The 19,534-nt window shown below is 71.8% G+C and carries 17 protein-coding genes; 10 read left to right on the top strand and 7 right to left on the bottom strand.

The features are described from left to right. Positions 1-12 precede the first annotated feature (12 nt). From OIE53_RS15185 to OIE53_RS15175, 3 genes are all read left to right on the top strand, one after another. Positions 13-1,368 carry an aldehyde dehydrogenase family protein gene (locus OIE53_RS15185; RefSeq protein ID WP_442791345.1) on the top strand — a complete coding sequence of 452 codons (1,356 nt, stop codon included), beginning with the start codon at positions 13-15 and terminating at the stop codon, positions 1,366-1,368. Between the two features lie 2 nt (positions 1,369-1,370). Then, entirely contained in the window at positions 1,371-2,138 is a 768-nt protein-coding gene (locus OIE53_RS15180; RefSeq protein WP_327022200.1) for a 3-oxoacyl-ACP reductase, read from the top strand. 158 nt (positions 2,139-2,296) lie between these two features. Continuing rightward, positions 2,297-5,944, top strand: coding sequence for a SpoIIE family protein phosphatase (locus tag OIE53_RS15175; protein WP_327022199.1), 3,648 nt, complete (start codon positions 2,297-2,299; stop codon positions 5,942-5,944). A 21-nt stretch (positions 5,945-5,965) separates the two neighbouring features. Here OIE53_RS15175 and OIE53_RS15170 read toward each other — a convergent pair whose 3' ends face one another. Beyond that, positions 5,966-6,280 carry an STAS domain-containing protein gene (locus tag OIE53_RS15170; protein WP_327022198.1) on the bottom strand — a complete coding sequence of 105 codons (315 nt, stop codon included), beginning with the start codon at positions 6,278-6,280 and terminating at the stop codon, positions 5,966-5,968. 95 nt (positions 6,281-6,375) lie between these two features. On the opposite strand from OIE53_RS15170, the gene map reads away from it, so the two are divergent. Then, on the top strand, positions 6,376-7,233 hold the full coding sequence (map, locus tag OIE53_RS15165) for a type I methionyl aminopeptidase (protein WP_327022197.1): 858 nt from the start codon (positions 6,376-6,378) through the stop codon (positions 7,231-7,233). Then, positions 7,230-7,946 carry a VIT1/CCC1 transporter family protein gene (locus OIE53_RS15160; protein ID WP_327022196.1) on the top strand — a complete coding sequence of 239 codons (717 nt, stop codon included), beginning with the start codon at positions 7,230-7,232 and terminating at the stop codon, positions 7,944-7,946. Before map ends, OIE53_RS15160 begins: the two co-directional genes overlap by 4 nt. 177 nt (positions 7,947-8,123) lie before the next feature. On the opposite strand, the gene OIE53_RS15155 is transcribed toward OIE53_RS15160, so the two are convergent. From OIE53_RS15155 to OIE53_RS15130, 6 genes are all read right to left on the bottom strand, one after another. Next, a complete protein-coding gene (locus OIE53_RS15155; RefSeq protein ID WP_327022195.1) occupies positions 8,124-8,591 on the bottom strand; it encodes a nitroreductase family deazaflavin-dependent oxidoreductase in 468 nt (155 codons plus the stop codon). Between the two features lie 19 nt (positions 8,592-8,610). Beyond that, positions 8,611-11,349: an FtsX-like permease family protein gene (locus OIE53_RS15150; protein WP_327022194.1), complete on the bottom strand. Its 2,739-nt coding sequence runs from the start codon at positions 11,347-11,349 to the stop codon at positions 8,611-8,613. After that, a complete protein-coding gene (locus OIE53_RS15145; RefSeq protein ID WP_327027226.1) occupies positions 11,346-12,098 on the bottom strand; it encodes an ABC transporter ATP-binding protein in 753 nt (250 codons plus the stop codon). The genes OIE53_RS15150 and OIE53_RS15145 overlap by 4 nt, the downstream gene beginning before the upstream one ends. Before the next feature lie 50 nt (positions 12,099-12,148). Continuing rightward, entirely contained in the window at positions 12,149-12,730 is a 582-nt protein-coding gene (locus OIE53_RS15140; protein WP_327022193.1) for a PadR family transcriptional regulator, read from the bottom strand. A gap of 96 nt (positions 12,731-12,826) precedes the next feature. Next, the gene (locus OIE53_RS15135) at positions 12,827-13,267 is read right to left on the bottom strand and encodes a ferritin-like domain-containing protein (protein WP_327022192.1); all 441 of its coding nucleotides are present in this window, start codon (positions 13,265-13,267) and stop codon (positions 12,827-12,829) included. Beyond that, positions 13,264-13,722 carry a hypothetical protein gene (locus tag OIE53_RS15130; protein ID WP_327027225.1) on the bottom strand — a complete coding sequence of 153 codons (459 nt, stop codon included), beginning with the start codon at positions 13,720-13,722 and terminating at the stop codon, positions 13,264-13,266. The genes OIE53_RS15135 and OIE53_RS15130 overlap by 4 nt, the downstream gene beginning before the upstream one ends. Positions 13,723-13,943: 221 nt before the next feature. Here OIE53_RS15130 and rimP point away from each other — a divergent pair, with 221 nt between their 5' ends. The 5 genes from rimP to OIE53_RS15105 all read left to right on the top strand — a co-directional run bounded on the left by rimP (position 13,944) and on the right by OIE53_RS15105 (position 19,453). After that, on the top strand, positions 13,944-14,588 hold the full coding sequence (gene rimP, locus OIE53_RS15125; protein WP_327022191.1) for a ribosome maturation factor RimP: 645 nt from the start codon (positions 13,944-13,946) through the stop codon (positions 14,586-14,588). After that, entirely contained in the window at positions 14,585-15,628 is a 1,044-nt protein-coding gene (nusA, locus tag OIE53_RS15120) for a transcription termination factor NusA (RefSeq protein ID WP_327022190.1), read from the top strand. Before rimP ends, nusA begins: the two co-directional genes overlap by 4 nt. Further along, positions 15,561-15,953, top strand: coding sequence for a YlxR family protein (locus OIE53_RS15115; protein WP_393337127.1), 393 nt, complete (start codon positions 15,561-15,563; stop codon positions 15,951-15,953). The genes nusA and OIE53_RS15115 overlap by 68 nt, the downstream gene beginning before the upstream one ends. A 115-nt stretch (positions 15,954-16,068) precedes the next feature. Further along, positions 16,069-19,068 (top strand): translation initiation factor IF-2, encoded by a 3,000-nt coding sequence (gene infB / locus OIE53_RS15110; protein ID WP_327022189.1) that lies wholly within the window; start codon positions 16,069-16,071, stop codon positions 19,066-19,068. Positions 19,069-19,159: 91 nt separating this feature from the next. Continuing rightward, positions 19,160-19,453, top strand: coding sequence for a DUF503 domain-containing protein (locus OIE53_RS15105; RefSeq protein ID WP_327022188.1), 294 nt, complete (start codon positions 19,160-19,162; stop codon positions 19,451-19,453). Positions 19,454-19,534: the final 81 nt, after the last annotated feature.

Here is a 19,534-nt window from a genome sequence, read left to right as displayed (position 1 = left end):
GGAGGGGTAGGCGTGGGGGTGGTTTGGGATCCGGCGCGGGGGGTGGTGTTGGGGGAGGTTGCGCAGTGTTCGGTGGGGGAGGTGGATGCGGCGGTTGAGCGGGCGGTGCGGGCCTTCGAGGGGTGGCGGGGGGTGGCGCCGGGGGAGCGGGGGCGGATTCTTCGGCGGTTCGCAGCGGTGGTGGATGCGCATCTGGAGGAGCTTGCGGGGCTGGAGGTGCGCAATGCCGGGCACACCATCGGCAATGCTCGCTGGGAGGCGGGCAATGTGCGGGACGTGCTCGACTACTACGCCGGTGCCCCGGAGCGGCTGACCGGGCGGCAGATCCCGGTGCCGGGTGGGCTCGATGTCACCTTCCACGAGCCGCTGGGGGTGGTCGGGGTGATCGTGCCGTGGAACTTCCCGATGCCCATCGCCGCCTGGGGCTTCGCCCCGGCCCTGGCCGCCGGCAACACGGTCGTGCTCAAGCCCGCCGAGTGGACCCCGTTGACCGCGCTGCGGCTGGCCGATTTGGCACTGGAGGCGGGCCTGCCCGAGGGGGTGTTCACCGTACTGCCCGGTCGGGGTGAGGTGGTCGGCGAACGGTTCGTCACCCACCCCGCCGTACGCAAGATCGTCTTTACCGGTTCCACCGAGGTCGGCACCAGGATCATGGCCGGTTGTGCGGCCCAGGTGAAGCGGCTGACCCTGGAGCTGGGCGGCAAGTCCGCGAACGTGATCTTCGCCGACGCGGACCTGGAACGGGCGGCGGCCACCGCGCCGTACGCCGTCTTCGACAACGCCGGCCAGGACTGCTGCGCCCGCTCCCGGCTGCTGGTGCAGCGGTCGGTCCACGACCGCTTCCTCGAACTGCTCGAACCGGCGGTACGGGCCTTCCGGGTCGGTGACCCGGCCGCCGAGGACACCGAGATGGGCCCCCTGGTCTCGGCGGGACACCGGGACCGGGTCGCCGGGCATGTCGAGGGCGCCCGGGTCGCCTTCACCGGCGGATGCCCCAGCGGCCCCGGCTACTGGTACCCCCCGACGGTGCTGTTCGCCGACTCGCCGGCCGACCCGCACTGGCGGGCGGAGATCTTCGGTCCGGTGGTCTCCGTGCTCCCCTTCGACGACGAGGCGGAGGCGATCCGGCTGGCCAACGACACCGAGTACGGCCTGTCCGGCTCGATCTGGACCCGGGAGGTGGGCCGGGCGTTGCGGGTGGCCCGGGGGATCGAGGCCGGCAACCTCAGCGTCAACTCGCACTCCTCGGTGCGGTACTGGACCCCCTTCGGCGGGATGAAGCGTTCCGGGCTGGGGCGGGAGTTGGGACCGGACGCCCTGCACGCCTTCACCGAGGTCAAGAACGTGTTCATCAGTACGGAGGAGTGAGTATGCCGGGACGCTTGCAGGATCGGGTCGCCGTGGTCACCGGAGCGGCCAGCGGGATCGGGCTGGCCACGGTACGCCGGTTCGCCGCCGAGGGGGCGAAGGTGGTCTGTGTCGACATCGACGCCGAGGCCGGTAGCCGGGCCGCCGAGGAGGTCGACGGCAGCTTCGTGGCGGCCGACGTGGCCGACGAGGCGGCGGTGCGGGCCCTCTTCGACGGAGTGGTCGAGCGGTACGGTCGGGTGGACATCGCCTTCAACAACGCCGGCATCTCCCCGCCGGAGGACGACTCGATCCTGGAGACCGGCCTCCAGGCATGGGAACGGGTGCTGCGGGTCAACACCACGAGCGTCTACCTCTGCTGCAAGTACGTGATCCCGCACATGCGTCGGCAGGGCCGGGGGTCGATCATCAACACGGCCTCCTTCGTGGCCCTGATGGGTGCGGCGACCTCGCAGATCGCCTACACCGCCAGCAAGGGCGGGGTGCTGGCGCTGACCCGGGAGTTGGGCGTGCAGTTCGCCCGGGAGGGCATCCGGGTCAACGCCCTGTGCCCCGGGCCGGTGGCCACCCCCCTGCTGCGGGAACTGTTCGCGGCCGACCCGGAACGCGCCGCCCGTCGGCTGGTGCACGTGCCGATGGGGCGTTTCGGCGAGCCCAGCGAGATCGCCGCCGCGGTGGCCTTCCTGGCCAGCGACGACGCCTCGTTCATGACCGCCGCCCAGTTCGTGGTCGACGGCGGGATCACCGGAGCGTACGTCACCCCGCTGTGATCTCCCCGGTGCCGACGGTGATCGGTCCCGGTGGTGTCGGAGGTGCGACGACGCTCCGCAGCGTCCAATGGCTCTGATGCGTTACGTTGCTGGTCCTTCGGGGTAGAAGCGGAACGCGGCAGGATGATCGGAGCGCATGTGGACGGCCGGGAGGCTGCATGAACTCGGCCCAGGGGGGTGTGGGGGGCGGGAGTCATCCGTCCGGTACGGACGGCGGGATCCCGCCTCTGCTCGCGGCGGCCTTCGCCGGTGGCGGCGAGATGGGCAGGCTGCTACGTGACCATGACTGGTCGGCCAGCCCGCTGGGCGGCCCGCACCAGTGGCCGGACACGCTGCACAACGCCCTGAGCACCATGCTCGCCTCCAAGGCCCAGATCGTCGTGTTCTGGGGCGAGGAACTGCGCGCCTTCTACAACGACGCCTACCGGCCGACCATCGGCGACAAGCATCCCGCCGTGCTCGGGCAACCGGCCCGGGAGCACTGGGCGGAGACCTGGGAGGTGCTGGGGCCGCTGCTGGCCGGGGTGCTGCGCGACGGCGAGGCGTACCAGGCACAGGACCACCACTTCCTGCTCAACCGGCACGGCTTCGTCGAGGACGTCTACTTCGACGTCTCCTACGACCCGATCCGCGGCGCGGACGGGGCGATCCACGGCGTGCTGTGCATCTGTAGTGAGACCACCGGCCGGGTGCTCGGTGAGCGGCGGCTGCGGACCCTGGCCGAACTCGGGTCGGAACTGGCCGACCCGGGCAGCATCGAGGATCTCGGTCGGGCCGTCACCGCCGTACTCGACCGGCATCGGGCCGACGTACCCTTCGGGCTGCTCTATCTCGACGCCGGCGACGGGCGCCTGCAACAGGCCGGGGTAGCCGGGTTGGACGACGCACCCCTGGACCCACCCAGCCGGCTGGTCGAGGTGGCGAAGACCGGGGTCGCCGCCACGGTGCCCACCGTCGACCTGCTCGGCCGGGTGCCCGCCGGGGCCGCCGACCAGATGGTGGTGCTGCCCATCAGTGCGACGAACGAGCCCGCCGGGGTGCTGGTGCTCGGGGTGGCCCGCCGGCTGCCCTTCACCGACGACTACCTGGACTTCTTCGAGTTGGTGGCCGCCCAGATCTCGCGGGCGGCCGGCAAACAGCGGGCGTACGAGCAGGAGCGGGCCCGCGCCGCCGAACTGGCCGCCCTGGACCTGGCCAAGACCAACTTCTTCGCCAATGTCAGCCACGAGTTCCGTACCCCGCTGACCCTGGTGCTGGGGCCGCTGGAGGAGATGCTCGCCGATCCGGCGTTGCCCTCGGCGTACACCCAGCGGCTCACCATGATGCACCGCAACGGACTGCGCCTGCTGAAGCTGGTCAACACCGTGCTGGACTTCTCCCGGCTGGAGTCCGGTCGGCTGGCCGCCCACTACGAGCCGACCGACCTGGCCGACTACACCAGCCGGTTGGTCAGCACCTTCCGGTCGGCCACCGAGCGCACCGGCATCCGCCTGGTGGTGGACTGTCCGCCGTTGGCCGAGCCGGTCTACGTCGACCAGGACATGTGGGAGAAGGTCGTCCTCAACCTGGTCTCCAACGCGGTGAAGTTCACCTTCGAGGGCGAGATCCAGGTCCGGGTCCGGGCGGTCGACGGGGTGGCCCGCCTGGAGGTCAGCGACACCGGTGTGGGCATCCACCCGGATGAACTGCCGCACGTCTTCGAGCGCTTCCACCGGGTGCCGGGAGTGCGCTCCCGCAGCCACGAGGGCACCGGGATCGGGCTGGCCCTGGTCCGCGAGTTGGCCGAGATGCACGGCGGGCAGGTCAGCGCGAGCAGCCAGGTGGACAAGGGCAGCACCTTCGCGGTCACCATCCCGTTCGGCACCGCCCACCTGCCCGCCGACCGGGTGGCCGAGACCGAGGACGCCGAGCGGGAGCCGCGTCAGGCCCCCCTCTTCGAGGCCGAGTCGGCGCGGTGGACCAGTGACACCACCCCCACCCTCCCGGCACCGGCCACCGTCGAACCCCAGGGCCGCATCCTGGTCGTCGACGACAACCCCGACCTGCGCGAACATGTGGCCCGGCTGCTCGCGACCTGGGAGGTGACGACGGCCGCCGACGGTGTCGAGGCCCTGCGGCTGGCCACCGAGGTCACCTTCGACCTGGTGCTCACCGACGTGATGATGCCCCGGATGGACGGATTCGGCCTGGTCGCCGCCCTGCGGGCGGACCCCCGCACCCGGTACGTCCCGATCGTCCTGCTCTCCGCCCGGGCCGGCTCGGCGGAGGAGGTGGCCGGGCTGTCGGTCGGGGCGGACGACTACCTGACCAAGCCCTTCTCCGGGCAGGAGTTGATCGCCCGGGTCCGCGCCAATGTGGAACTGGGCCAGTTGCGTGGCCAGATCATCCGAGGGTTGCGGGCCCTCGCCGACGCCGCGGTGGCGGTGAACACCGCCCGCTCCACGGCCGAGGTGCTCCAGGTCGCGGCCCGGCACGCCCTCAGCCTCGCCGAGGCCGTCCGGGTGGTGGTCGACGCCGGCGGGGCACGGTACGAGGCCGACGGCGGGGGTGCCGCCCCGACCGAGCCCTCCTTCGTACTGCCGTTGACCGGAGCCGCCAACCGGCAACTGGGGGAACTGCGGGTGTGGCGGCCCTCCGTGGACGGCGTCGGCACGGACGAGGCCGCCCTGACCCAACTGGCCCGGCTGGTCGGGGTACGACTGGAGAACGCCCAGCTCTACGAGGCCGAGCACCGTATCGCCACCACCCTGCAGCACAGCCTGCTGCCCCGTACCCTGCCGCACCTGCCCGGCACGGTGGTGGCCAGCCGGTACCTGCCCGGCAGCGCCGATGTCGAGGTCGGCGGCGACTGGTACGACGTGGTCGCCCGGGACGAGGACGAACTGGTCCTGGTGATCGGTGACGTGGTCGGCAAGGGGGTACCGGCCGCGGCGGCGATGGGCCAACTGCGTAACGCGCTGCGGGCGTACGTCCTGGAGGGTTTCGATCCGGGGGAGTCGCTGACCCGGCTGAACCGGCTGGTGGACTCCACCGAGTCGCGTACCTTCGCCACGGTCTTCTGTCTCTGGTTCAGCCCCCGCACCGGTCAGGTGCGCTACGCCAACGCCGGGCATCCCTCCCCGCTGATCATCCGGGGCGGGGAGGTGGAGTTCCTGCACGACCGGGCGCTAGGGCCCCCGATCGGGGCCATCCCCGGTGCCGGGTACGAGACGGTCTCCGGTGAACTGCGGGCCGGTGAGCGGCTGCTGCTCTACACCGACGGGCTGATCGAGGATCGGCACGTCGCCATCGACCTGGCCCTGGCCCAACTGCGGGCCGACGCCGCCCGACCGGGCGAACACGTCGCGGACCTGGTGGACGCGGTGGTTGAGCGGGTCGCCGACCGGCCGCGCCGGGACGATGTGGCCGTGCTCGCTCTGGAGGCGACCGAACTGAACCGGTTCGCCCTGCGGTTGCCGGCCGACCCGACCCGGCTGAGTGTGCTGCGTAAGCGGCTGGAGGACTTCCTGGTCGGGCACAAGGTCAGCGAGAACGACCTGTTCGACCTGACCGTCGCGGTCTCCGAGGCGGCGGCGAACGCGATCGAGCATCCGGTCGACCCGGTGGAGCCGGTGATCGAGATCACCGTGTCGGTGGAGAACCGGGAGGTCGTGGCGACCGTGCGGGACACCGGCCAGTGGCGCGAGTCGACCGGGGCGGGTTTCCGGGGCCGGGGACTGTCCCTGATCCGGGCCCTGGGTGAGCTGTCGGTAGAGCACACCCCGAACGGCACCCAGGTCACCCTGCGCCGACGGTTGACCGACTGAGCGGTGGGGCTGTCCGGCCGGTCAGCCTGGGGTGAGCCAGGGCTGGCCGCTCAGGCCGGCGATCTCCAGCACCCGGGTCACCTGGCGGGAGGGCAACACCCTCAGGGCCTGCGGGTAGTGGCCGGCGAGCCGGACCACCGCATGGATGGCCGCCGAGTCGAAGAAGGTGACCGCCCGCAGGTCCAGGGTCATCCGCCCGGCCGGCTCCCGCAGCGCGGTCTGGAGCATGGTGTCGGCGGTCGCCATGTCCACCTCGCCGGTGACCACCACCATGAGGTGATCACCGTCGGTCTCCGCCACGGCGGAGAAGACGGGAGGTGTGCCCCCTTGATCCACGCTGACACCTTGACACAGCCGAACTGGTGTGGCAACAACTCATGGCCCTGGACGGTGGTGGGGGTCACCGAGCGCGCGGCGATAGGCTTGCGGGCATGACCGTCCGTGCGCCGCTGACCCCAGGCAGGCTCTCCCCGTGGCGGCCGGTACCCGCCCACATCACCCGGCCCGAGTACGTCGGTAAGAAGGCACCCCAGCCCTGGCAGGGCTCCCACGTGCAGACCCCGGAGACCATCGAGAAGATGCGGATCGCCGGCCGGATCGCCGCCCAGGCGGTGCAGCTAGCCGGGGAGCACTGCAAGCCCGGAGTCACCACCGACGAGATCGACCGGGTGGTGCACGAGTTCCTCGTCGACAACGACGCCTACCCCTCGACCCTGGGCTACCGGGGCTTCCCGAAGTCCTGCTGCACCAGCCTCAACGAGGTGATCTGCCACGGCATCCCCGACTCCACCGTGCTGGCCGACGGCGACATCATCAATGTCGACGTCACCGCGTACATCGGCGGGGTGCACGGCGACACGGACGCCACCTTCTGCGTCGGTGAGGTCAGCGAGGAGGCTCGACTGCTGGTCGAGCGGACCCACGAGGCGATGATGCGGGGCATCCGGGCGGTCGCCCCGGGCCGCCAGATCAACGTCATCGGTCGGGTCATCGAGTCGTACGCGAAGCGGTTCGGTTACGGGGTGGTCCGCGACTTCACCGGTCACGGCATCGGTGAGGCCTTCCACAGCGGGCTGTACGTCCCGCACTACGACAGTCCCCGGCCCACCGACGTGATGGAGCCGGGCATGACCTTCACCATCGAGCCGATGATCACTCTCGGCACCCACCAGTACGACCTCTGGGAGGACGGCTGGACGGTGGTCACCAAGGATCGCAAGTGGACCGCCCAATTCGAGCACACCATCCTGGTGACCGAGGATGGTCACGAGATCCTGACCCTGCCGTGACCGAGACCCCGGCGGCGTTGAGGGAGTCGCATCACGCGGACGTCTCCGGCGGCTGGCTACGGCCGGCCGTGTTCGGGGCGATGGACGGACTGGTCACCAACATCGCCCTGATCGCGGGCGTCGGCGGCGGCGGGGTGTCGCCGCGCAACATCGTGCTGACCGGCACCGCCGGTCTGGTGGCCGGCGCGATCTCGATGGCCCTGGGTGAGTACACCAGCGTCCGGTCCGCCAACGAGCAGATCGCCGCCGAGGTGGCCAAGGAACGTCGCGAACTGGAACGCCATCCCGAGGCCGAGGCCAAGGAACTGGCCGACATCTGGGTGGGCCGAGGCCTGCCGCCCGAGTTGGCCCAGCAGATGGCCGAGGCGATCCGCCAAAACCCGGAGATCGCCCTGCGGGTGCACGTACAGGAGGAACTGGGCGTCAACCCGGACGAACAGCCCAACCCCTGGACGGCCGCCTTCTCCTCCTTCCTCTGCTTCTCCGTCGGCGCGCTGGTGCCGCTGCTGCCGTACCTGCTCGGTGCGACCAGCCTGGCCCTGGCCCTGGTGGTCGGCGGGTTGGGTCTGTTCATCGCCGGTGCGGTCGTCGCCCGGTTCACCGCCCGCCGCTGGTGGACCGGCGGCCTGCGCCAACTGCTCCTGGGCGCCGCCGCAGCAGCCGCCACCTACGCCATCGGCGCCCTGATCGGCGTCCAAGGCGGCCTGGGCTAACCCCTCCTTCCCTCCCCATCCCGCCCTCGTCGCACCCGCCCCGCGCGCCCTGCCCCCGCCGATCTTGCACTTTGTGTCGGGGAATAAGCCGCGAAAGCCGCATTTCGGCGACCAAAAGTGCAAGATCGGCGCGAAAAGGGCGCTGCGGGGTGGCGCGGCAGCGCGAGGGGGTGGGGGTTAGGGGGTGGGGGTTAGGCGGAAGATGCGGATCTGGCGGTCGCCGGCTCGTTCCACGTAGGCCTGGTAGGCGGGCCATTCGTCGAGGAGCAGTTGCCACAGGCGGTCGCGTTCGGCGCCGGTGGCCAACTCGGCGCGTACCGGGATGCGGCGTCCCGCCACGTCGACCTCGGCCTCGGGGTTGGCCAGCAGGTTGAGCGACCAGGCCGGTTGTTGCTTCTGCCCCCAGTTGGAACCGATCACCACGTACCCCGTGCCGTCGGGTATGTACAGCAGGGGGTTGCTGCGGGGCTTGCCGGAGCGGCGGCCGGTCGTCGTGATCACCAGGGACGGTACGAGCCCGAGCGCCACCACCCGGCCCCGGGTCAGTCGCCCGACGATTCGGTCGGCGGGGACGAGCAGGCGCATGGCGGCACCGAACCAGCGGTACCGCCCGAGTCGGCGGGCCAGGGAACCCAGTGTGGACATCCGCACAGTGTGCCGTACTTCAGTCCAGCCGTCGTTCCACCGGTAGTCGGGAACGGGTGAACAGGGCCGCCCCGAGCATCGCCACCAGCGGCACCACCACCAGTACGCCCAGGGTGAGCCAGGGGACGACGAACGGATAGGGCGGCTCGATCGGCCAGGCCTGCGCGTACTGCCGGTTGGTGAAGAACAGGATGATCAACGCAGCGCCGAGGCCGGCGATGATGCCCAGCAGGGAACCCAGCACGGCGATCACGCCGGCCTGACACAGGGAGAGCAGTCGGCGTACGCCTGGACTGGCGCCGACCGCGGCGAGGGTGGACAGGTCGGCGCGGCCCTCGGCCGCAGCCAGGCCGGTGGCTATTCCGGCGGCCCCCACCGTCACCACCGCGGAGACCCCGGCCAGCAGGAGCAGCATCCCTACGGTGCCGCTGTGCCGGCTGTCGTCCGGGGTCTCCACGCTGAGGGGCCCGAGTGGACGGATCGCGGCGGTGAACTGCTCGTGGCGGTCTCGATCGGTCGTCCCGTCCATCGCCCAGCCGGCGTGGCGGGTGACCACCCCCAGCCGGTCGGCCACCGCCTGCGAGAGCAGGACCCAGTCGCTGTCGAGGTCGTTGTCCACGGCGTGGCCGGGAACGATCACCGACCGGGTGTGGCCGCTCAGCGAGCCATCGGAGCTCTCCTGGTAGCGCAGCTCCACGTGGCCGTCCAGCAGGTACCGGGGGTCGGTCACCACCACCCCGCCGGCCCGCAGCACCGCAGTGGCCGCGGCCGTCTCCTCCGCCCCGGTGCCGGTGAGGATCGGCAACGCCGCACCGTCGTCCACGGCGACCTGGAAGTACGGGCCGTAGTAGGCGTCCGGGGGGCCCTGGCAGCGGTCGTCGGCCCGGGCCCGACGCTGGTCGGCTTCGCTCAGGGTCTGCTCCGTCTGCCAGGGGCAGGCACGCTCGGCCGGCAGCACCGGGCTGAACTGACACTCCTCGTGTTCGGGCAGGCAGCCGGCCGTGACCAGCGGGGCGACCGTCCGGGCGCCGAGGTGCTCCCGGGCCGGTCCGGTGATCTCGGCGCGGGTGGGCGGGGAGGGGGTCTCGGGCCATTGGTCGACCCAGACCAGGATGCTGCCCTCCGGCAGCATCGGCCGGAACCGCTCCTCGTCGCGGGCCTGTTCACTGGCGAGGAAGAGACCCAGGGCGACACTGCCGGCGACAGCGGCCATCACCGCGGAGATGGCCGGGGCGGCAGAGGAACGGTTGCGGCTGGCGTCCCGTAGCGCGATCCGGGGGGCGAGCGGCAGGAACCGGCCGGCCCGGGCCACCATTCCGACCAGTGTCGGGGTGGCGAAGACCAGCCCGAGTTCACCGAGCAGCAGCCCGGCCAGGATGATCGCCTGTGAGGTCAGCACCGCACCGAGGGCGGCCACGCCCACCCCGCCGACGGACAGCAGTACCCCGATGACCAGCCAACGGCGTGGACGCGCCGGCGGGGTTCCCCGGCCGGCCAGCCCGGCCACCACGTCCTGTCGGGCGGCCGTCCAGGCCGGGGCCAGTGCCGCCAGCACCCCGGCGAGTACCGCCACCAGCCCGATCACGACCAGGGCAGCGGGCCAGACCCGGTACCCCCCGAAACGGTGCTGGACGATGAACTCCTCGACCAACGGGCGGGTGGCGAAGGCCACGGCCACCCCGAGGGCGATGCCGATCGCGGCGCCGATGCAGCCGAGGATCACCCCGTCGGCGAGCACCACCCGACGGAGCTGGGCGGCATCACCCCCGGCCACCGAGACCAGCGCCAGGTCCCGCCGCCGTCGGCGTACCCCGACGGCGAAGGCCGGGCCGACCAGCAGCACCACCTCCAGCAGACCCAGCCCGGCGACCAGCAGGCCGCTACCGATCTCCTCGCCTGACGTGGCCAGGTCGAACCGTCCGTCGGCGACGACGGTGGGCGGCGTCGCGGTGATACGGGCGGTGACCACGACCCCCTGCTCATTGAGCTGGCGGAACAACTCGGCGGTCATCGGGGTGGGCAGGTCCACCAGGAAGTTCGGGTCGGCGCCCCCCGCGGTCGTCGGTGACCCGGTGGGATGCAGGGCGACCCCGGGGCTCAACTGTCCGGGGAACTCGACCACTCCGACGACGGTCCAGCTGCGGCTGTTGTTGCCGGCGGCGATCTGGTCACCGAGGTCGAGGTCGAGTTGACGCCGGGTGGCCGGGTTCACCGCGACCTCGTCGGCAGCGGCCGGAACCCGACCGGCGTGCACCCGGGCCAGTCCGTGCCCCAGCGGGTCGGTCAGGTCGACCACGGTGGCGTTCAGATGATCGCGGACCCGGTCACCGTCGCGGACGGGGAAGGGCACCCAGTGGGTGATCGGCAGGACCCGGCTGCCGGCGGGCAGCAGCGCGGCCACCTGGTCCGCGCTGACCTTCGCCAGGGCCTCGCTCTCCTCGACCTCTTCGCCGGCCGGCCACCAGTCGTTGCCGTCGGCGCTCTGTCTGATCGGGACGCGGCTGACCACCCGCAGTTGGGCGTCCGCGTCGGCCAGGGTGCGGTCCAGCCTCTCGGCGGGAGTCAGCCGCGACATGTCCACGCTGACCGCTACGAAGGTGAGCGCCAGCACCGGCAAAATGATCATGCCGAGCACCAGGGCGGTCCGCCCACGTGCCCGTCTCGTCTCCCGGCGGGCGATGCGCAGGGCGGTCCGCCACGACCCGATGAACTCCGCCGTCCGCGCCTTGCCGAGCCTCGAGTCGACCTGGTCGCTCACCGGCCGCTGCCGGAGAGCAGGGCCTCGATGCCGACCAGCGGGGCGGTCGAGTCGACCGCCACACCGTCGCGCAGGAACACCACCCGGTCCGCCCAGCCGGCGTGTCGGGCCTCATGGGTGACCAGCACCCCGGCGGCGCCCGCGTCGACCCGGCGGCGCAGCAGCCGCAGCACGGCCTCCCCGGTCTGTGAGTCCAACGCCCCGGTCGGCTCGTCGGCGAGGACCAGGCGGCGCTCACCGACCAGCGCGCGGGCGATGGCCAACCGCTGCTGCTGGCCGCCGGAGAGCTGATCCGGAAAGCGGTCGCCCAACTCCGTCATGCCCACCTCGGTCAGGGCTTCCAGCGCCAATCGACGAGCCCGACGTACCCCCGTACCGTCCAGTTCCAGGGGGAGTGCGACATTCTCCACCGCGGTCAGGCTGCCGATCAGGTTGAGGTTCTGGAAGATGTAGCCGATCCGGCGGCGCCGCAGTCGCGCCAGGCCGCTGCGATCCAGCGCGTGCAGCGGCTGGCCCTCCACCCGCACCTCACCGGAGGTCGGGCTGTCCAGCCCGCCGGCCAGGGTGAGCAGGGTGGACTTGCCGGAGCCGGAGGGGCCCATCACGGCGACCAGTTCGCCGGGTCGGACGACCAGACTGACTCCGCGTAGCGCGTACACGGCGGCCGGACCGGTGCCGTGGGTGCGGTGCACCTCCCGCAGCTCCAGCACGGCCTCGGTGGCGTCATCCCCGCCGGATCCGCCGTCCACCGGCGGGACACCCTGGTCGGAAAGGGTGGGTCTCGGGTCGTTCGCCGCACTCACCGTCGGGCCTCCTCACCCGTGTGGCCCACCGCCTCCGAGTGGGACGCTGGGCCGGAGACCGGGGGGCGGTGCCGGGCCAGGCTGGTCTCGCAGTGGTCGAGCCAGCGCACCTCGGCTTCGGCCTGGAACATCATCGCGTCGAGCACCAGTCGCCAGGGCAGATCCTCCGGCCGGTCGCTGGCGTATTTCAACCGGGTCAACTCCTGGAGGGTACGCATGGTGGCGGTGCGTTGGTTCTGCACCACGGCGCGGACGTCGACCCCCGGTGTGGTCAACGCCAGGGCCAGCTTGATCGCCAGCTCGTCACGGGGGCGGTCGGTGCGGCTGATCGGGGTGGCGAACCACAGCGCCAGGTCCGCCCGCCCGGCGTCGGTGATCTCGTACGGCCGCTGTCCGGTCTCGCTCTCCGGCAGGGATCTGACGAGTCCGTCGCGCTCCAGCCTCGACAGGGTCGTGTAGACCTGACCGATGTTCAGCGGCCAGGTAGACCCGGTCGACTCCTCGAACGCCGCCCGGAGTTGGTAGCCGTACATCTGGCCGCGTTCGAGCAGGGCGAGCAGGCCGTGGCGGATGGACATGTAGCGGAGTATGCATACCAGGTATGCCGGACCGCAACCGCAAAGCCGCCCCGACCACTACGGATGTTCATATTTTCGCCCCCGGGCGGGGTCGGTTCAGCCGGGACGGCCGGGAAAGGCCACCGTCACCGGGGTGATCCCGGCCGCCCGCCGCCAGCGGGTCGCCCGCACCGAGTAGTCGATCAGGGCGGTCAGGGCCCGGTCCCGTTGCTCTCCCGTGCTGGCCGGCAGCACCGCCCGCCAGAAGGCCGCAGCGCGCTCCTCCACCTCGACCGCCAGCCGCAGGGCGCTGGCCCGGTCGGTCACCGGGAAGGGCAGGGCGTAACCGGGTCGGTCCGGTGGGACAGCCCCGCCGCCGGTGGTCAACTGCATGATCAGGGCGTCGCGTCGGCCGCGGTGGGCGGCCTCCGCCTCGACGGCGGCCTTGCGTTCGGCGTCGGCCAGCCGTACCCCGATCGGGCCGTACGCCCAGATCGCGGCGTATTCGGCGGCCAGCGCGGCGACCAGGGGGTCCTCGGTGCCGGTGGGTGCGGTCACTTGAGCGCCTCCAGGTGGGTGGCCCGCGCGGCGGCGATCGAGCCGAGCAGGGCGGCCCGCTCGGCCGGGGCGGCGGCGCAGGCTGCGGTCGCCGAGTCCCGGCCGGACCGTTCGGCCTTGCGCAGCGCGGACAGGGCGGCTGCCCGGTCCGCCGGAGGCTCGGGTGACGGTGGTGCGGCCGATCCGGACGGCGCGGCCGACGGAAGGGCCGTACCGGTCAGTCGGGCCAGTTCGTCGGCGTGGGCCTCGTGGGTCTCGGCCAGGGGGACCAGCCGGGCGGCCAGGTCGGGATGGGCCTCGGCGGTGGTGCGGAGCCCGGCCGCTAGGCGCAACGACTCCTCGATCAGGGGGGCCAGGGGGTCCGGCCGTGGCGGGTCCTCGCGGTCCAGGAGGCCGCAGCCGGTCAGCGGGGCGGCGGCTGCGCCGAGCACCAGCAAGGCCCCCGCCCGCAGCACGGTGCGCCGGGGAGGCGGGGAGGATCCCTCCCGCCGAGTCGTTCTGCCCATCACCACCGGACAAGTCAACACCATCGACACGGTCGGTGTACGGCGGTGGGCGTCGGTGCGCCGCTCGGGTCCTCCTCCGGTGGGCGCGTTACGCTCTGCGCAGCCACCGGCGCGTCCGCACCGGTGGCGTGCCGGCATGGCAGTCGGCGAGCAGTGAAAGGGTCGGACAGATGACGCAGCGTGGCCGTGCCACCAGAACGACGGGACGACCCCGTGGCGGCGGCCCGGCTCCGCGAGGCGGCCAGGGTCCCCGAGGAGACCTCGCCGCCCGTCGGGAGCGACTGCGTGCGGTGATCGCACCGGTCGTCGACGGCGCCGGCTACGACCTGGAGGACCTGTCCGTGTCCCGGGCCGGTCGACGACACGTGGTTCGGGTGATCGTCGACGCGGACGGCGGGATCAACCTGGACGCGGTGGCGGAGATCTCCCGGGCGGTCTCGGCGGCGCTGGACGCGGCCGAGGAGACCGGCGGTGACATCGTCGCCGGGGAGTACCAGCTTGAGGTCAGCTCACCGGGGGTGGACCGGCCGTTGACCCTGCCCCGGCACTGGCGGCGCAACATCGGCCGGTTGGTCCGGGTGACCGTCCGAGGGGCGGGGGAATCCAGCGACCGGCAGGTCACCGGCCGGGTGGTGGCCGCGGACGAGGAGTCCGTGGAGTTGGAGGTCGACGGCGAGGGGGCCTCGTGGCCGTACGCCGACCTCGGCCCGGGGCGGGTGCAGATCGAGTTCAGCCGCCTGGACGAACTGCCCGATTCAGAAGACGTCGACGACGATGACGATGACGATGACGATGTGGAGGACGAGGAGAGGTGAATATCGACCTCGCGGCGCTGCGCGCACTCGAGCGCGAGCGGGAGATCCCGTTCGACACGATCCTCGCGGCGATCGAGACCGCACTGCTGACCGCGTACCGGCACACCGAGGGTGCCCAGTCGCACGCTCGGGTGGAGATCGACCGCAAGAGCGGCGCGGCCCTGGTCTACGCCCAGGAGATGGACCCGGAGGGTGGCGTCGCCCGGGAGTGGGACGACACCCCGCACGACTTCGGTCGGATCGCCGCCATGACCGCCAAGCAGGTGATCCTCCAGCGGTTGCGGGAGGCCACCGACGAGGTGCACTTCGGTGAGTACGTCGGCCGTGACGGCGACCTGGTGACCGGGGTGGTCCAGGCGCACGAGGCGCGGGCCGAGAAGGGCATCGTCACGGTCGACCTGGGCAAGCTGGAAGGTGTCCTGCCGCAGTCGGAGCAGGTGCCCGGGGAGCGGTACGCCCACGGCGAGCGGATCCGGTGCGTGGTGGTGCACGTGTCCAAGGGGATGCGCGGCCCGCAGATCACCCTGTCGCGTACCCATCCGAACCTGGTGAAGAAGCTGTTCGCCCTGGAGGTGCCGGAGATCGCCGACGGCACGGTGGAGATCAGCGCGATCGCCCGTGAGGCAGGTCACCGTACGAAGATCGCGGTGCGTTCCGCCGTGTCCGGTGTCAACGCCAAGGGCGCCTGCATCGGCCCGATGGGCCAGCGGGTCCGGGCGGTGATGAGCGAGCTGCACGGCGAGAAGATCGACATCATCGACTGGTCGGAGGATCCGGCCACCTTCGTCGGCAACGCCCTCTCCCCGGCCAAGGCCCTGCGGGTGGAGGTGGTCGACCTGGCGAACCGGGCGGCCCGGGTCACCGTTCCGGATTTCCAGTTGTCGCTCGCCATCGGGCGGGAAGGGCAGAACGCCCGGCTTGCTGCCCGCTTGACCGGATGGCGGATCGACATCCGGTCCGACGCCGAGCAGAGTGGCTCTGCCGGCCGCCCCGGAGCCGATCAGGTCCGGGAACCGGGCGGCGCGGTCTCGGGCAGCTAGGGGTAGACTTCCACCAGTGGCACGACGCGCGCGGCCGGAGCGCACCTGTGTGGGTTGCCGACGGCGTGCGCCGGCCAATGAGTTACTGCGGATCGTCGCGATCGATGACGAGGCTGGCTACAGCCTCCGGCCCGATCCGACCCGCAGACTGCCGGGTCGGGGAGCGAACATGCACCCGGATCCGGCCTGCTTCGCGCAGGCAGTGCGGCGCCGCGCCTTCGGGCGTGCGCTGCGCCTCGCCGGGGCTCCCGATGACGGAGCCCTCGCGGAGTACCTGACGCGTCAACCACCACGTCCGGTCACCCGACCGGGCGAGGGTCGCTAGCAAGGTAGGACGACCAGCATGAGCACACGATGAAGTCCCAGAAATGACCAGGCTTCAAGTGCACGAGTGAGGTCGCTGCGGGTGCTGCCCGCACGACCTCGGAGTGAGGAGTGCAGTGGCAGGTAAGGCCCGCGTACACGAGCTTGCAAAAGAGCTCGGGGTCGAAAGCAAGACCGTTCTCGCCAAGTTGAAGGAAATGGGCGAGTTCGTGAAGTCCGCGTCGAGCACCGTCGAGGCGCCGGTCGCCCGGCGGCTGCGCAGCGCCTTCGTCGCCTCCGGCGGCGCCGGCGCTCCGACGGCTGCGCCGTCGGCCGCGCCAGCTCCGGCGGCACCGACCCCGTCCTCGCCGACCCCCGGCGAGCCCCGGATCACCGCCAAGCCGACGCCGCCGCGGCGTCCGGCGGCGCCCGGGCCCAAGCCGAAGGCCCCGGTGCCCGGTCCGCCGCCCGCGGCGGCCCCGGTCGCCAAGCCGGCGAGTGCTCATGACATCGAGGTGGCCGCCGCGGAGGCGCGCGCGGCCGCGCTGAAGGCGGAGCAGGAGGCTGCGGTCAAGGCCGCCCAGGCCGCCCGCCAGCAGCAGCGCGACAACGTCCGCCGGGAGCCCCCGGCGGAAGGGGGCGCCCGTCCGGGTCCCCGTCCCGGCCCCAGCAACATGCCGCCGCGTCCGGGTTCCCCGGCCGCCGGTCGCACTGGCGGCCCGACCCCCGGCCCGGGTGGCCGGCAGGGCCGTCCGCCGGCGCGGGGTGCCGGTAACAACCCCTTCGGCATCCAGGGCAGCCAGCAGCAGCGTCCGCCGGCCGCCGGTGCCGGTGGACCTCGTCCCAGCCCGTCCTCGATGCCGCCGCGGCCGAGCCCGGCCTCCATGCCGCCTCGGCCCAGCCCGGCCTCCATGCCGAGCCAGCGGCCCGGTCGTCCGGGTGGTCCCGGTGCCGGTCGTCCCGGTGGTGGCGGCGGTGCCGGTCGTCCCGGTGGTGGCGGCGGTGCCGGTGGCGGCTACCGCGGCGGTCCCGGTGGTGGCGGCGGTGCCGGTGGCGGTGGCTACCGCGGTGGCCCCGGTGGTGGCGGCGGTGGCGGTGGCTACCGTGGCGGCCCCGGCGGTGGTGCCGGTGCCGGTGGCGGTTTCCGCCCGGGTGCGCCGGCCGGTGGCGGTGGGCGTCCGGGTGGCGGCGGCCGTGGCCGTGGCGGCGGCGCCGCCGGTGCCTTCGGGCGTCCGGGTGGCAAGCCGACCCGTGGTCGCAAGTCCAAGAAGCAGCGCAGACAGGAGTTCGACAACCTGTCGGCTCCGACCATGAGCTCGGGTGCTCCCCGGGGTCAGGGGCAGACGGTCCGGCTCTCCCGGGGCGCCTCGCTGTCGGACTTCGCCGACAAGATCAACGCCAACCCGGGTTCGCTGGTCCAGGAGATGTTCAACCTGGGCGAGATGGTCACCGCGACCCAGTCCTGCTCTGACGACACCCTGCTGCTGCTGGGTGAGCACCTCGGCTTCAACGTGCAGATCGTCAGCCCGGAGGACGAGGATCGCGAGCTGCTCGCGCAGTTCAACATCGACCTCGACGCCGAGGTCGCGGAGGACCGCCTGGTCAGCCGTGCGCCGGTGGTGACCGTCATGGGTCACGTCGACCACGGTAAGACCAAGCTGCTCGACGCGATCCGTAAGGCGAACGTGGTGGCCGGCGAGGCCGGTGGCATCACCCAGCACATCGGCGCCTACCAGGTCCACGTCCCGCACGAGGGCGAGGACCGGGCGGTCACCTTCATCGACACCCCGGGTCACGAGGCGTTCACCGCCATGCGTGCCCGTGGTGCCCAGGTCACGGACATCGTGATCCTGGTGGTGGCGGCCGACGACGGCGTGATGCCGCAGACCATCGAGGCGCTCAACCACGCCAAGGCGGCGGAAGTGCCGATCGTGGTCGCGGTCAACAAGGTCGACAAGCCGGAGGCCAACCCGGACAAGGTCCGCCAGCAGCTGACCGAGTACGGCCTGGTCGCCGAGGAGTACGGCGGCGACACCATGTTCGTCAACGTGGCCGCGAAGCCCGGCATCGGCATCGAGGAACTCCTCGAAGCGGTGCTGCTCACCGCCGACGCGTCGCTGGAGCTGACCGCTCCGATCGACGGGCCAGCGCAGGGTGTGGCCATCGAGGCGCACCTGGACAAGGGCCGTGGTGCGGTGGCTACCGTGCTGGTGCAGAAGGGCACCCTGCGGGCGGGCGACTCGATCGTCGCCGGTGGGGCGCACGGCCGGGTCCGGGCGATGCTCGACGAGAACGGCAACCAGCTCACCGAGGCCGGTCCGGCGCGTCCGGTCATGGTTCTCGGCCTGACCGCGGTGCCGGGTGCGGGCGACACCTTCCTGGCTGCGGCGGACGACCGTACGGTGCGGCAGATCGCCGAGCAGCGCCAGGCGCGGCGGCGGGCGGCGTCCTTCGCCAACTCCCGTGGCCGGGCCACCCTCGAGACGCTCATGGAGCAGCTCAAGGAGGGCGAGAAGACCTCGCTCAACCTCATCCTCAAGGGTGACGTCTCCGGTTCGGTGGAGGCCCTGGAGGACGCGCTGTTCAACCTCGACATCCCCGAGGAGGTCCAGCTCAAGGTCCTCGACCGGGGCGTCGGCGCGATCACGGAGAGCAATGTCATGCTCGCCAGCGCCTCGTCCGAGCCGGTCACGATCATCGGCTTCAACGTGCGGGCCTCGAACAAGGTCCGCGAGATGGCCGACCGCGAGGGCGTGGAGATCCGGTACTACACCGTCATCTACCAGGCCATCGAGGAGATCGAGGCGGCGCTCAAGGGCCTGCTCAAGCCGGAGTACGAGGAGGTCGAGCTGGGCACCGCGGAGATCCGCGACGTCTTCCGCTCGTCCAAGATCGGCAACATCTCCGGTTGCATCGTCCGGTCGGGTGTCATCCGGCGCAACGCGAAGGCGCGCCTGCTGCGCGACGGCGCGGTCGTGGCGGACAACCTCACGATCAGCTCGCTCAAGCGGTTCAAGGACGACGCGACCGAGGTCCGCGAGGGCTTCGAGTGCGGTCTGACTCTGGGTGGTTACAACAACGTCCAGGTCGGCGACGTGATCGAGACCTTCGAGATGCGGGAGAAGGTTCGCGCCTGATCCTGCGGTGACGCACTGATCAAGGGGTTTACGCCGGGCGGCGTAAACCCCTTGATCATGTGGGGTGGGATGCGGGTAGTGTCCGCAGACGATGTATACCGCTACCGCAGTATTCGACCTGCTGCTGCCGGGGGACTCCCGGTCGCTGAAGGCCAAGAGATCCTACGTACGGCCGATCGTGGCGGCGCTGCGCCGCTTCGAGGTCTCGGCCGCCGAGGTGGGCGCGCTCGACCTGCACGGGCGAGCGGAGATAGGGGTGGCCGTGGTGGCCGCCGAGCCGGCCCACGCCCGTGAGGTGCTCGACTCCTGCGAACGGCTGGTGGCCGGTCGGCCGGAGATCGAACTGCTGTCGGTGCGTCGCCGACTACACGGCGAGGAGGACTGACCGTCAGTGGTCCGGGCCGTCGGCCGCCCGCGCGGGCCCGGGTGCCCCGCGGGTAGGGTTCGAGGTGTTAAGGGCCGACCC

It is taken from the genome of Micromonospora sp. NBC_01739 (assembly GCF_035920385.1).
In the GTDB taxonomy this organism is placed as follows: Bacteria; Actinomycetota; Actinomycetes; order Mycobacteriales; family Micromonosporaceae; genus Micromonospora.
This window is presented reverse-complemented; position numbering and strand designations above follow the sequence as displayed.